Annotated in this window: 14 protein-coding genes and 1 riboswitch; of the genes, 4 read left to right on the forward strand and 10 right to left on the reverse strand. The window is 41.4% G+C overall.

Features of this window, described 5'->3' with window-relative positions:
- Window positions 1-15: 15 nt before the first annotated feature.
- From NSU11_RS14135 to NSU11_RS14155, 5 genes are all read right to left on the reverse strand, one after another.
- Window positions 16-1002 (reverse strand): ABC transporter permease subunit, encoded by a 987-nt coding sequence (locus tag NSU11_RS14135; RefSeq protein ID WP_024424898.1) that lies wholly within the window; start codon window positions 1000-1002, stop codon window positions 16-18.
- The gene (locus tag NSU11_RS14140) at window positions 996-1874 is read right to left on the reverse strand and encodes an ABC transporter ATP-binding protein (protein WP_024424899.1); all 879 of its coding nucleotides are present in this window, start codon (window positions 1872-1874) and stop codon (window positions 996-998) included. The genes NSU11_RS14135 and NSU11_RS14140 overlap by 7 nt, the downstream gene beginning before the upstream one ends.
- Entirely contained in the window at window positions 1867-2259 is a 393-nt protein-coding gene (locus tag NSU11_RS14145; protein WP_024424900.1) for a GntR family transcriptional regulator, read from the reverse strand. The genes NSU11_RS14140 and NSU11_RS14145 overlap by 8 nt, the downstream gene beginning before the upstream one ends.
- 17 nt (window positions 2260-2276) lie before the next feature.
- Window positions 2277-2456 carry a hypothetical protein gene (locus NSU11_RS14150; RefSeq protein ID WP_024424901.1) on the reverse strand — a complete coding sequence of 60 codons (180 nt, stop codon included), beginning with the start codon at window positions 2454-2456 and terminating at the stop codon, window positions 2277-2279.
- A 142-nt stretch (window positions 2457-2598) separates the two neighbouring features.
- Complete coding sequence (locus tag NSU11_RS14155; RefSeq protein ID WP_024424902.1) at window positions 2599-2874, reverse strand: YtzC family protein; 276 nt, start codon at window positions 2872-2874, stop codon at window positions 2599-2601.
- Window positions 2875-3026: 152 nt separating this feature from the next.
- Here NSU11_RS14155 and NSU11_RS14160 point away from each other — a divergent pair, with 152 nt between their 5' ends.
- Window positions 3027-3992 (forward strand): TIGR01212 family radical SAM protein, encoded by a 966-nt coding sequence (locus tag NSU11_RS14160; protein WP_024424903.1) that lies wholly within the window; start codon window positions 3027-3029, stop codon window positions 3990-3992.
- Window positions 3989-4561: a class I SAM-dependent methyltransferase gene (locus NSU11_RS14165; protein ID WP_024424904.1), complete on the forward strand. Its 573-nt coding sequence runs from the start codon at window positions 3989-3991 to the stop codon at window positions 4559-4561. Before NSU11_RS14160 ends, NSU11_RS14165 begins: the two co-directional genes overlap by 4 nt.
- Before the next feature lie 179 nt (window positions 4562-4740).
- On the opposite strand, the gene NSU11_RS14170 is transcribed toward NSU11_RS14165, so the two are convergent.
- Both NSU11_RS14170 and NSU11_RS14175 read right to left on the reverse strand, forming a co-directional pair.
- Entirely contained in the window at window positions 4741-5820 is a 1080-nt protein-coding gene (locus NSU11_RS14170) for a tetraprenyl-beta-curcumene synthase family protein (RefSeq protein ID WP_024424905.1), read from the reverse strand.
- 30 nt (window positions 5821-5850) lie between these two features.
- The gene (locus NSU11_RS14175; RefSeq protein ID WP_024424906.1) at window positions 5851-6630 is read right to left on the reverse strand and encodes an alpha/beta hydrolase; all 780 of its coding nucleotides are present in this window, start codon (window positions 6628-6630) and stop codon (window positions 5851-5853) included.
- Between the two features lie 45 nt (window positions 6631-6675).
- Here NSU11_RS14175 and NSU11_RS14180 point away from each other — a divergent pair, with 45 nt between their 5' ends.
- Window positions 6676-7191: a gamma carbonic anhydrase family protein gene (locus NSU11_RS14180; RefSeq protein ID WP_024424907.1), complete on the forward strand. Its 516-nt coding sequence runs from the start codon at window positions 6676-6678 to the stop codon at window positions 7189-7191.
- Between the two features lie 142 nt (window positions 7192-7333).
- Here NSU11_RS14180 and asnB read toward each other — a convergent pair whose 3' ends face one another.
- Complete coding sequence (gene asnB / locus NSU11_RS14185; RefSeq protein WP_024424908.1) at window positions 7334-9232, reverse strand: asparagine synthase (glutamine-hydrolyzing); 1899 nt, start codon at window positions 9230-9232, stop codon at window positions 7334-7336.
- 148 nt (window positions 9233-9380) lie between these two features.
- Complete coding sequence (gene metK, locus NSU11_RS14190; protein WP_024424909.1) at window positions 9381-10583, reverse strand: methionine adenosyltransferase; 1203 nt, start codon at window positions 10581-10583, stop codon at window positions 9381-9383.
- Window positions 10584-10778: 195 nt separating this feature from the next.
- Window positions 10779-10913, reverse strand: a riboswitch (SAM riboswitch).
- 226 nt (window positions 10914-11139) lie between these two features.
- On the opposite strand from metK, the gene pckA reads away from it, so the two are divergent.
- Window positions 11140-12726 carry a phosphoenolpyruvate carboxykinase (ATP) gene (gene pckA / locus NSU11_RS14195; protein WP_151863318.1) on the forward strand — a complete coding sequence of 529 codons (1587 nt, stop codon included), beginning with the start codon at window positions 11140-11142 and terminating at the stop codon, window positions 12724-12726.
- Window positions 12727-12767: 41 nt separating this feature from the next.
- On the opposite strand, the gene NSU11_RS14200 is transcribed toward pckA, so the two are convergent.
- Window positions 12768-13010, reverse strand: coding sequence for a DUF2584 domain-containing protein (locus tag NSU11_RS14200; RefSeq protein ID WP_025092385.1), 243 nt, complete (start codon window positions 13008-13010; stop codon window positions 12768-12770).
- Between the last annotated feature and the right edge of the window lie 24 nt (window positions 13011-13034).

The following is a 13034-nucleotide window of genomic DNA, read 5'->3' on the forward strand; positions in this document are numbered from 1 at the left end:
TCCCCTGCTCTCTGTTTATCTTTTTCTATAGATTAAAAAATAACTCGTTAAAGCGCCTACGACTCCACCGATGAGCATACCAACGATATAACCAAATATGGAATTATCTGAAGAAAAACCAAACCATCCAAACCCTAGAACACCGAAGACAATGACCATAATCTGAATAGGTCTATCCATACTTGAGTAAAGGAAGAAGCGGCCATTTCTTTCAATTGGATGTTTTATAAAGCTAATTAAGCCAATTAGATAAAACAGAACCACCATGACAATAGGTATAATGATTTTTTCGCCTGAGAACCAAAGAGGATAATCAGATCGGAAAGGTTCATCTATAATATAGTTGATTGGAGATATAGGCGATATCAAATAAGCGAAGCTCTTATCTAACCAACTCCCACTTGTCTTTATAATAAAATCTACATGAACAAGCGGTAATCCGATCACTAAAAAGGGTAAAATAGCTGTGCTGAACCCAACGATTGCTTGCGAAATGGAACTTCCGGTTAAAGTACCCGCTGCAAAAAACAAACTATAAAACATCAAAGAGGACACAAGCGAAATGATATAACCGTTATGAAAGCCTGGTGTCTCTAGTGGATTAAGTCCTAAAATAAGTAAATAAGTAAGAACATAAGAAACGGCATGAGCGACTGCAATGATTCCAGCACCTAAGAAAAACTTTGTGTGATAGATTGTACTCCTGCTAAATGGTAAGGATAAGGTAAAATCCATCTGCCCTTTATTTCTCTCAAATCCAAGCTGCATGACAGCAAAGAAAATTCCCATTAGCCATGAAAGAGAGAGGAAAGGATCCGTCTTAAAGATATAAGAAAAACGTGGTGCATCCGTAATACAATCTGTATCATTTAGGCACGTTTGAAAAGAAGAATATTCCATTAAGAATGCGAAAGGCGTCGCAAGCGCAGCAACAAGCATCACTAAAATGAATGTCAGCTCAGATTGCTTCCACTCCTTATATAATAATTGCCGCTTTACCATCTGCGTTTCCCTCCAAACTTCGCAATGAATACTTCTTCTAAATTCACAGGCAGTTCATGCCATACTTTTGGCTTCAGTGACTTCAAGTACTCTTTAGCTTCTTCGTCGGTTTTTAGAACAAGCGCTGTATAGAAAACGCCCGCTTGATCCAAAATCGCAACGCCATTTTTTCGAATACTTAAGTTCATATCTTCTTCAAAGGCCATTTGGATTTTGACATAGTCATTCTTTAATTCATCTAAATCCATGACACTTGTGAGTTCATTTCCTTCTAAAAATCCAATTCGATTACACATACGCTCAATGTCCTCTAAGCGGTGAGATGTAATTAAAATCGTTGTTTGTCGTTCTGCCACCTCGTCAATCATCAGCTGAAGAACGTCATTTCTTGTGACGGCATCAATACCATCAGTCGGCTCATCTAATAAAATGACCGCTGGTTTGATGGCAAAGCTTAAAATTAATGACAGCTGTTTCTTTAACCCTGTCGACAATTCACGATACTTCACTTTTTCCGGAATTTCATAGCGGTTCACAAGCTCATTGGCATAGGTCACGTCAAACTTTGGATATATATGCTTTAACAGCTGGACAAGCTGTCCGTAATTGTATCTGTCAAAGTAAGGATTCACGACTGGCATGAATACAATATTTTGCTTTACTAAAGGGTGGTCTTTCACCAGTACGTCTTTAAAATAAATCTCTCCTTCATCCGGAAGAAGAATTTGCTGAATCAATCTGAGAAGTGTTGTTTTCCCAGAGCCATTCCGACCAAGCAGACCGAAGATCTCACCTTCGCCTATTTTGAAGGAAACGTCGCTGAGTACTTCGCGTCCATTTAATTTCTTCGATACATTTCTGACCTCAATCAACTTGTTTTCCTCCTTTTAGACTTGAGCCGATCTCTTCCAGCCATTCCTTAAGCTGATGAATATCAATACCAGCATGATGAGCTTCTATGATGAGTTGTCTTAACTGTTCTTTCATCTCGAGCACCTTCCCTTCATTCAGCTTTAACTGGGCACCTTCTGTTACATACGTACCGCGGCCCCGCAGAGTTTCAATAATCCCTTCCCGCTCCAGCTCTTTATACGCTTTGCTGACGGTGTTTGGGTTGGCAATAATAATGGTGGCGAGCTCTCTGACAGAGGGCAGTTTGTCACCTGGCTTCATCACGCCTTTTAAACATAAAATTTTGAGCTGCTCAATGATTTGTTCATATATTGGCGCAGCGCTTCTTGGATCTATTTGAATCATGATGACTCCCTCTTTCCTCATTCATGCTTTTGCAGTCCTATCGCTTGATCATGTCCTTGCATTAAAGGAACTGAATTGGGTATCAAATCTTTTTGAACTTCAAAACCAATGAAAACAAGAACGAAAAAAAATGTACATGCTAACGCAACAGCCAGCACCATCCACTTCAAATTGATTGGCTTTTTTTCTTTTTTCATGGTTGAACACCTTTCTTCACTTTTTAAGTGTCTGTAGTGTATTAGTTGATGTAGTACACTTAATACAATAAAGACACCCGGTATAAAAGTCAATAGCTTATTAAAAAATAAAAAACAGACCCTTAAAAGAAGGATCTGTTCATCATTCATTATCGTAGGAAATCCCTAAAATCATTTGATTTTGCAAGCTCTGAATTTGAACACGCGCCCTGTCTAACCGTTCTCTTTGCTGGTCATTGGCGACATCTTTTAATTTTTCTAATTCGTTGACCGTATTCTCAAGCATGAGCTGTGCTTTTGAAAACTCTTCCTCATTATAATGTTCCTGACGTGAGCTCAAATCAAATTGTTCATTTGCAAACTCAAGGGTTTCCGTACTTTTTTGGATAAATTCATCGATCGACTGCCTTGTTGCCATCTTACATTCCCTCCATTTCATCATCGCTCCCGCCTATTTTGCCCATGTAACGCTTTTTCACTAAAGAAAATGTTGGACAGATTCAATTGTCCTCCTTCGTGATTTTTGTTAAACTTTAAGGATGCCTATTATTATGCAAGGAGGTTACTGACTTGGATCAGCATAACCCTTTTTTATATTCAAACAGCGAAAAACGTTATCACACGTGGAACTACCATTTGCGTGAACACTTTGGTCATAAAGTATTTAAAGTAGCCTTAGACGGCGGCTTTGACTGCCCAAACCGGGATGGTACTGTAGCCCACGGCGGCTGTACATTTTGCAGTGCCGCTGGATCTGGTGATTTTGCAGGAAACCGGGCTGATGATCTCATCACACAATTTAACGAAATCAAAGACCGGATGCATACAAAATGGAAAGACGGAAAATACATGGCGTATTTCCAGGCGTATACAAACACACACGCTCCGCTACCTGTCCTAAAAGAAAAATATGAAACCGTCATGAATCTGCATGGTGTCGTAGGTCTATCCATTGCAACAAGACCTGACTGTCTGCCGGATGACGTAGTGGAGTATTTAGCCGAATTAAACGAACGCACTTACCTGTGGGTAGAGCTTGGTCTTCAAACGGTACACGAACGGACAGCTATGCTCATCAACCGTGCTCATGATTATGAATGCTACGTTGAAGGTGTAGAAAAACTGAGAAAACACGGAATTCGTGTCTGCTCACATATCATCAATGGATTGCCTCTTGAAAATCGGGACATGATGATGGAAACAGCAAAAGCTGTTGCGGATTTAGATGTGCAGGGAATTAAAATTCATTTGCTTCACCTTTTAAAAGGGACTCCAATGGTCAAGCAATATGAAAAAGGAAAGCTTGAGTTTTTAAGCCAGGAGGAATATGTTCAGCTTGTTTGTGATCAGCTGGAGATTCTGCCGCCAGAAATGATAATTCACCGTATTACAGGCGACGGCCCAATTGAATTAATGGTTGGTCCAATGTGGAGTGTTAATAAGTGGGAAGTACTCAATGCCATTAATGCCGAGCTCGAAAGACGTAACAGCTACCAAGGGAAACGTTTCGTCAGATTGGAAGAAGCAGCCAAATGATTTTGAAACGCATGCTTCCTTTTAGTAAAGAGCTGTTAGAACGCGCTTGTCAAAAAGGCGACATCGTTATAGATGCAACAATGGGCAACGGCCACGATACACTCTATTTAGCTGACCTTGTAGGAACTGATGGACAAGTGTTTGCATTCGACGTGCAAGAGGAAGCCTTGCAGCAGACAAGCAAAAGGCTTGGCGATCAATATCCTTACGTTCACCTCATCCATGATGGGCATGAAAAACTGGCGGATCATCTTCCGAAGGATGCTTATGGACAAATAGCCGGTGCAGTGTTTAACCTTGGGTATCTGCCCGGAGGCGATAAAGCCGTCACCACTCAGGCTCATACAACCATTGAAGCCATCAAGCAGCTCCTCGAATGGCTCAAACCCGGAGGTCTGATCGTCCTTGTGATCTACCACGGACATCCCGAAGGAAAAAGAGAAAAAGAAGTGCTTCTCGACTATTGCAGATCACTGCCTCATGAAGAAGTACAAGTTTTATCATATCAATACATGAATATTCAAAACGACCCGCCTTTTGTGGTCGCTATTGAAAAAAAGCTAAAATGATGTGCATTTTAGCTTTTTTTCTTCTTTTCAGCGTGATAGAAAACCTTTGCAGCCCTAGGAAGGGCAAGCACCGGAACGGAGCGAATTTGACATTCGTGAGTACCGGCGCGCAGACCTGACACTGAATGCGAGGGTTTGTCTACATGCTAAAGCTCAAATCCTAAAGGATTTGAGCTTTTTTATGATGATTTCATCCAAGGCATTTTCTGATAGGTCCGATAGGCTCTTCCGTTAATATAGAAAAAGAACGATGTTTTCCCGCTTGATTTGATCAGCCGCTTTGCCAGCTTGTTCATCTCTTTTTGGGCTGTCACTTTTTCATCGGACAAATAGACCGCCAGTAACCCTCTGTTAATCAATTTGTGAAAGTTTTCATGCGGAATACCTTTCAGCTGCTCATCCGCTTTTTCGATAAAATGCTGAAGTCTATCCATCATCTCATGATGAGAATCATAGTATGAGCAAAAGTTCAGATCTCCCCCAAGCCGGTCCTCTTCTTGGTCTATTAAATAATCGAGTAAAATGTGCAGACCTTGAATATAAGGGAAATAGCTTTCGTAAATTTGCTTCGCCTGCTTTTCTGTAAAATCAGGCTGCAGCGCATACGCCACAAGACAGAATATTCCTAACGTTGATCCCGCACAAGCTGAAAACTCATACCATTCCATCTTCGGCAAATCTTTTTCATATTGGCGGAACCATGACTCTAGCCGTGGTACACGCTCATGGGGAACGACGTGCTTATGTACTTGCAGGTCACTATAGTAATCACACAGCGTGTGTAAATATGGCTGAATGATCGGATAATGCCGAACGCGCGTAAGCACGTCTTGACATGTGCGGACAAGCGCATGTAAATATCCATGATCCTCTTGATCATCACGGAACTGATAGTATGGCTTGAGCTCAGCATGAATATCAAGCGCATCTCTCATCGCTTGATGCAGCATATGAAAATCCTTAGGATCAAGCGACGTGCTGCGGTCACATAGGTTATCTAAGTAGTCACTGATGGTTTGATACGCCACAATGAATTCAATGCACGTTTCTTTCTCTTCGCCTGCTAGAAGAGATAAAATGCCTCCGCCTTCACAGTGAAACGTTTTACTCGATATGCTCGCTAGTGCCTGCGTTCTCAGTTCTTCATTTTCAATCATTTCTGCATGAGCCCGCCACTTTTTCAGCTCCTGATGAACAAGCGGAAAAATATCTTTATACACCTTTGTCATCAGTGCAAAAGGACGCTCTGGTACTGACAAATCACTCCACCCCCAACTTAAAGCTCACAATCAAATATATTGATCTGTAAAGGCTCTTGCCGCCTTAAACACATCTTCTCTTTCTGGTTCATTAAAAATTTCGTGATACAGCTCTTCCCATTCACGGTATGATTTATTGGTTGATTCTATGCCATTGAACCATTTAATCACCCTCGTTTTATCGACGATCTTATCATCTCCCGCCTGCATTAAAAGGAGCGGGATCGATTTAAAGACATTCGTCGGCTGCATCGCCGCATCGATATTTTTGATCAGCTCTCTATACCAGCGAACCGACACCTTTGTCACGTAAAGAGAGTCATTTGAGTCTGCCTCAATGACCGCCTGATTTCGTGTCGCTAGTTCAATCGACAGACCAGACTCCACTTTAAAAGACGGTGCCAGCACATTTAGACCTTTTGACGCAAAATCCATCAGCTTCTTCGGTTTAAATTGCAGACCTAAACAAGGTGATGATAAAATAAGGCCATTCAACTTCGTATGGGTATACTGCTTCATCCACTCAATTGAAATGAGTCCACCCATACTGTGTCCAAGTAAAAAAGTAGGAAGTCTGAATGATTTCGCATGTTCGATCCATTCATCGACTGTATCAATGTATTCTTGAAACGAACGAATGTGGCCTCGCGCACGTGTCGATGTGCCTTGTCCAGGCAAGTCACCCATGACGACGTGATAGCCTGCATTCCGCCACATTTCAATCAGCCATTTATATCGGCCGTGATATTCACTCGCACCATGTACAATCACAATTGTACCAACTGGTCTTTCAGCATGCCAAGTCCACAAAGTAAACACCTCACAAATGTTGTATTAAGAAAGGAAGTCGAAAAAGTGATTTATCCATATCATCAGTTTACACCTGAGATTCATGAATCGGTCTTTGTCGCAGATAACGCCACCATTACCGGTGATGTCATAATTGGAGAATATTCGAGCGTGTGGTTTCAAACCGTCATCAGAGGCGATGTTGCACCTGTGAGAATTGGAAAGAACGTCAACATTCAAGATTTATCGTGCCTGCATCAAAGTCCTGGAAAAACACTTCTTATTGAAGATGGTGCTACCATTGGACACCAAGTCACATTACATAGCTCAATCATTCGAAAAAATGCCCTCATTGGCATGGGGTCTATCATTCTCGATGGTGCGGAGATTGGCGAAGGCGCCTTTATCGGTGCAGGAAGTCTTGTCCCTCAAGGAAAGGTCATTCCAAAAGGATCACTCGCTTTTGGCCGTCCAGCCAAAGTCGTTCGGCTGTTAACAGATGAAGATATCCAAGACATGGACCGAATCCGCAGAGAATATGTAGAAAAAGGACAATACTATCGTTCCCTTTTATCTCGTTAACATCATACGTGTATCTTCACTTTATCATGTTTTTTTCAGGATATTAAGCAATAACTATGAACCGCTAGTTATTTTACCCTTTTCCACCCCTTTCTATCATGACAAAAAAGGTTTTCAGCACAAAGCTGAAAACCTTTTTTCATTAACTGAAGATGACTTCTTTCGGTTGATGATTCAATTGCTCTGGATCAATACTGCGCTCGACATAAATGCTGTGCCAAATCATAAAGATCAGGACAGTCCAAATCTTACGGCTATGATCTGCTTTACCAGCACAATGTTCATTTAATAAATCAAGCACATACGCTTTATTAATATATTCGTCAGTTTGACTGTTTTTAATGATGTCTTTCGCCCAAGCGTTCATCTCATTTTTCAGCCAATGACGAATTGGAACAGGGAAGCCCAGCTTCTTGCGGTTTAACACATGGTCAGGCACAATGCCTTCTGCTGCTTTACGCAATAAATATTTCGTTGTGCCATCTTTTGTTTTCAGCTCTTCTGGAATTTTAGAAGCCGCTTCAAATACGACCTTATCAAGGAAAGGAACACGAAGCTCAAGAGAATTCGCCATTGTCATCTTATCTGCTTTCAGTAAAATGTCCCCGCGCATCCACGTATGAATATCAACATATTGCATTTTGTTAATATCACTGTAGCCTGCACTTTCCTCGAAGTATGTCTTCGTCACATCACGATACGTAATGTTCGGATCATACTGCTTTAAGAGGTTTTTCTTTACTGGCTCTTCAAAGATTTTCGCATTACCGATATAACGTTCCTCTAATGGTGTACAGCCGCGGACGATAAAGCTTTTTCCTTTCATTCCTTCTGGCATTAAGCGCGCCAGACGAAGAAGAAGCTTTTTCAGCATAGATGGAACAGATTCAAATGGTTTAAGAGAAAGCGGCTCACGGTAAATATTATATCCACCGAACAGCTCGTCTGCTCCCTCACCAGAAAGAACAACCGTCACTTGTTTCTTCGCTTCCTTTGCCACGAAGTACAATGGAATCGCCGCCGGATCAGCTAAAGGATCATCTAAATGCCAAACAATTTTCGGAAGCTCATTCATATATTCCTCAGGAGAAATCACCGCGCTGAAGTTTTGTAAGCCAAGCTTATCAGCCGTTTCCTTCGCTACATCAACTTCACTAAAGCCATCCTGCTGGAAACCAACAGAAAACGTCTTCAGCTCAGGATGAAATTCCTTTGCAACAGATACGATGAAAGAAGAATCGATACCACCTGATAGGAATGAACCAACAGGTACATCACTTCTCATATGAATTTTCACAGAATCATAGATTGCATCGCGGACTTCTTCAATCAGCTTTTGTTCTTGTGTTTGCTCAGGCTTGAATTGAACTTTCCAGTAAGTCTTAAATTCAATCTCCTGTCCTGGGCGTAAAGTAAACTGATGACCTGGCTCTACTTTGTGCACCTTTTGATCAAGTGTATTTGGCTCAGGTACGAACTGGAATGACATATATTGCTGTAAGGATGTCTCATCAAATAAAATGTTCTCGCTTACTGCCATCAAGCTTTTGCGTTCAGACGCAAAGTACACTTGCTCATCCATTTGTGTAAAATAAAGCGGTTTGATGCCAAAAGGATCTCTTGCGCCATATAATAATTGCGCTTCCTTATCCCAAATTAAAAATGCAAACATGCCGCGAAGCTTTGAAGCCGCTTCTTCTTTATAATGACGGTATGTGGCAAGAAGTACTTCCGTATCAGAATCTGTGCTGAACGTATAGCCTTTTTTCACAAGCTCTTCCTTCAGCTCCACATAGTTATAAATTTCTCCGTTGAAAATAATCCAATACTTTTCATCTTCATAAGAAAGCGGCTGCTTTCCGTGCTCAACATCTATAATACTTAAACGTCTAAATCCAAATCCTACATGCTCATCATGAAAGTAACCCTCATCATCCGGACCACGATGAACGATGAGACGATTCATTTGTTTAATTAGCTCTTCCTGTTCAGTAGTTTCGGACAATGGACGGTGATTAAATACACCAACAAACCCACACATATTATTGCCTCCACGTTATGTTATTTCTTAAAAGTAGACCTATAATTAGACAGTATTTTGTCCGATTTTGTTTCACATTTTTTCGCTTTTTGCATATTTTTTTTTAATCAAAAGGAAAACCGCTTAAAATAAGCGGTTTTTTATGTTGTTATTGTCCCAATGCTTCTTTGCGAAGTGTATCGGCTTTATCCGTTTTTTCCCAAGGAAGATCTAAGTCGTGACGGCCGAAATGCCCGTATGCAGCTGTTTGTTTGTAGATCGGACGGCGCAGGTCAAGCATTTTAATAATGCCAGCTGGACGAAGATCAAAGTTTGCACGAACCACTTCAATTAATTTTTCTTCAGAAGCTTTTCCTGTTCCGAATGTATCAATTGAAATCGATACAGGCTGTGCAACACCAATTGCATAAGCAAGCTGTACTTCACAAGAATCTGCAAGGCCGGCAGCTACGATGTTTTTCGCTACGTAACGTGCAGCGTATGCCGCAGAACGGTCAACCTTCGTTGCATCCTTACCTGAGAAAGCACCGCCGCCATGACGAGCGTATCCGCCATACGTATCAACGATGATTTTACGTCCAGTTAAACCAGCATCCCCTTGAGGTCCACCGATCACGAAACGGCCAGTTGGGTTAATAAAGTATTTTGTCTGTTCATCAATCAGTTCACTTGGAACGACAGGACTGATGACATGTTCTTTTAAGTCACTTTGAATTTGTTCAAGCGTCACTTCTGGTGCATGCTGCGTAGAAATAACCACTGTGTCAATACGAACTGGTTTGTTTTGCTCATCATATTCAACTGTGACTTGTGTTTTTCCGTCTGGACGAAGGTATGCAAGTGTTTCATTCTTGCGTACTTCTGTTAAACGGCGAGATAATTTATGCGCTAGTGAAATTGGCAGCGGCATGAGCTCTTCGGTTTCATTATTGGCAAAACCAAACATCAATCCTTGGTCACCTGCACCAATCGCATCAATTTCTTCTTCAGTCATTGTTCCTTCACGTGCTTCAAGCGCTTTGTCTACACCTTGCGCAATATCAGCAGACTGTTCATCAATTGATGTAAGTACCGCACATGTTTCCGCATCAAAACCATATTTCGCACGTGTGTAGCCAATTTCCTTAATTGTGTCACGCACCGTCTTTGGAATATCGACATAAGTAGACGTTGTAATTTCACCGCTTACTAATACGAGACCGGTTGTAACAGAAGTTTCACAGGCAACACGTGCATTTGGATCTTTCTTTAAAATTTCATCCAAAATGCTGTCTGAAATTTGGTCACAGATTTTATCTGGATGTCCTTCTGTCACTGATTCTGAAGTAAATAAACGACGATTTTGACTCATAATGGCTATTTCCTCCTGTACAAGACCACATCATCCCAAGATGAGGCCTCCAATATGATACGGAACTCGTTCCCTCTTATATTTGAAAACGTTTATATTAGAGATGTTATTGGCAATTTGTTCATATGATATCCCAAAAATAAAAAAACCATTTCCTTCATTGCGAGGAAAGGGTCTGAGATCGCATGCCTTTCACTCTTATCGCTCAAGGTGTTCTTGTACCTTGCATCAGGTTAGCACCTTGGTTTCTCAGCATTTTCATGCCTTTTTCATAAGAAACCGGTTGCTGGGCTTCATCGGGCCTGTCCCTCCACCAACTCGGGATAAGAGTATCCGTTCAATAAGATATCTTATCTTAAACCCTTGCGTCATGTCAATGCTTCATAAGAATTATCTCCCTCTTTTTTCTCCTCACCATTAGCATCACCAAAAAGCATATTTTCATAGCAGAAATGAAAAAACACACACAAAAATTTTTAAATAGTATAGACTATTATTATTAATGTGTTATACTAATCGAAACAAACAAATTCAACGGTAAAGGAAGGGTTTTTTTATGAACTCAGTGGATTTAAAAGAAGATTTGCAGTCATTGCTCTCATTAGAAAATACGCACCAAAATTTATCTGTTCCGAAACTTGTTGAAAAGATTTTGGCACGTAATGAAGGCGTTTTAACATCAACAGGAGCTGTCCGCGCCACAACTGGAGCCTATACAGGACGTTCGCCTAAAGATAAATTTATTGTCAAAGAAGAAAGCTCTGAACATAAAATCGATTGGGGTCAAGTCAACCAGCCGATCTCCAAAGAAGCATTTGACCGTTTATATACAAAGGTTGTGTCATACTTAAAAGAACGTGATGAACTATTCGTCTTTGAAGGGTTTGCAGGCGCTGATGAAAGATATCGTATGCCGATTACAGTTGTAAACGAATTCGCATGGCACAATCTTTTTGCCAAGCAGCTATTTATCAGACCTGACGGGTCAACACCTTCTTCAAACGAAAAACCTTTCACCATCTTATCTGCACCGCACTTTAAAGCAAATCCTGCAACAGATGGCACAAACTCTGAAACGTTTATCATCGTTTCTTTTGAAAAACGCACGATTCTTATCGGTGGAACAGAATATGCAGGAGAAATGAAAAAGTCCATTTTCTCTGTGATGAACTACCTGCTTCCTGAGCAAGACATTTTATCCATGCACTGCTCAGCAAACGTAGGTCAAGAAGGCGATGTGGCCCTATTCTTCGGACTTTCAGGCACTGGGAAAACGACGCTTTCTGCAAGCGCAAGCCGCAAGCTGATCGGAGACGATGAACACGGCTGGTCTGGCACAGGGGTCTTCAATATCGAGGGCGGATGCTATGCGAAATGTGTGAACTTAAGTGAAGAAAAAGAACCGCAGATCTACAAAGCGATCAGCTTCGGATCAGTTCTTGAGAACGTTGTGCTTGATGAAGAAACACGTGAAGCGGATTATGATGATACCTTCTTTACTGAAAATACACGCGCAGCTTACCCAATCGAAATGATTGATAACATCGTGAAACCAAGTATCGCAGGACACCCATCTGCCATTGTCTTCTTAACAGCTGATGCGTTTGGCGTCTTACCTCCAATCAGCCGTTTAACAAAAGAGCAGGCAATGTACCATTTCTTGAGCGGGTACACAAGTAAATTAGCTGGAACTGAGCGCGGTGTCACATCACCAGAAACGACATTCTCTACTTGCTTCGGTTCACCATTCCTTCCACTTCCAGCTCACGTCTATGCTGAAATGCTTGGCAAAAAGATTGATGAGCACGGTGCAAAAGTATTCCTTGTGAATACAGGCTGGACTGGCGGAGGCTACGGTACAGGCAAACGAATGAATCTCGCTCATACAAGAGCAATGGTGCAGGCAGCAATCGAAGGTGACCTTGACAATGCCGAGATGATTACTGATGACATCTTTGGCTTACACATCCCGCTTCATATTCCTGGTGTACCAGATGAAGTGCTTCAACCTGCTAAAACATGGGATGACCAAGAGGCTTATCAAGAAAAAGCACACTTCCTTGCCAATGAATTTAAAAAGAACTTCCAAAAATTCAGCCACGCGGCAAGTGACATTGAAGCCAAAGGCGGACCACTCGTATAACCAAATGAAAAAAGCTGAGGAGATTCAATCCCTCAGCTTTTTTAGTTGGTTGAATGCAATGACACAAGACGGTACGTCACCTTCGTGACATTGTCTGTCAGCTCCAGCTTTTCAACATGTGCTGTCCCAGTTTTTTCTCCGTCTTTCGTTTTGCGCACCTCAAGTGGAATATTTAACGGATAAATGCGGTATCCATCCTTCATGAGTTCAAATACATTTTCTTCAATTCTTGTCTCTTTTCCCTTTGTGACAATCATTGTATTAAATTCAACAGGCATTCCCATAATGAAAATCCCCCTACTTTCTAT

The sequence above is a fragment of the Bacillus sp. FSL R5-0712 genome (assembly GCF_038593285.1).
GTDB lineage: Bacteria > Bacillota > Bacilli > Bacillales > Bacillaceae > Bacillus > Bacillus safensis.

Coding starts and splice junctions, on each gene's coding strand:
- NSU11_RS14135 (WP_024424898.1), bottom strand. CDS start 1,002: ATGGTAAAGCGGCAATTATTATATAAGGAGTGGAAGCAATCTGAGCTG.
- NSU11_RS14145 (WP_024424900.1), bottom strand. CDS start 2,259: ATGATTCAAATAGATCCAAGAAGCGCTGCGCCAATATATGAACAAATC.
- NSU11_RS14150 (WP_024424901.1), bottom strand. CDS start 2,456: ATGAAAAAAGAAAAAAAGCCAATCAATTTGAAGTGGATGGTGCTGGCT.
- NSU11_RS14155 (WP_024424902.1), bottom strand. CDS start 2,874: ATGGCAACAAGGCAGTCGATCGATGAATTTATCCAAAAAAGTACGGAA.
- NSU11_RS14165 (WP_024424904.1), top strand. CDS start 3,989: ATGATTTTGAAACGCATGCTTCCTTTTAGTAAAGAGCTGTTAGAACGC.
- asnB (WP_024424908.1), bottom strand. CDS start 9,232: ATGTGTGGGTTTGTTGGTGTATTTAATCACCGTCCATTGTCCGAAACT.
- metK (WP_024424909.1), bottom strand. CDS start 10,583: ATGAGTCAAAATCGTCGTTTATTTACTTCAGAATCAGTGACAGAAGGA.
- pckA (WP_151863318.1), top strand. CDS start 11,140: ATGAACTCAGTGGATTTAAAAGAAGATTTGCAGTCATTGCTCTCATTA.
- NSU11_RS14200 (WP_025092385.1), bottom strand. CDS start 13,010: ATGGGAATGCCTGTTGAATTTAATACAATGATTGTCACAAAGGGAAAA.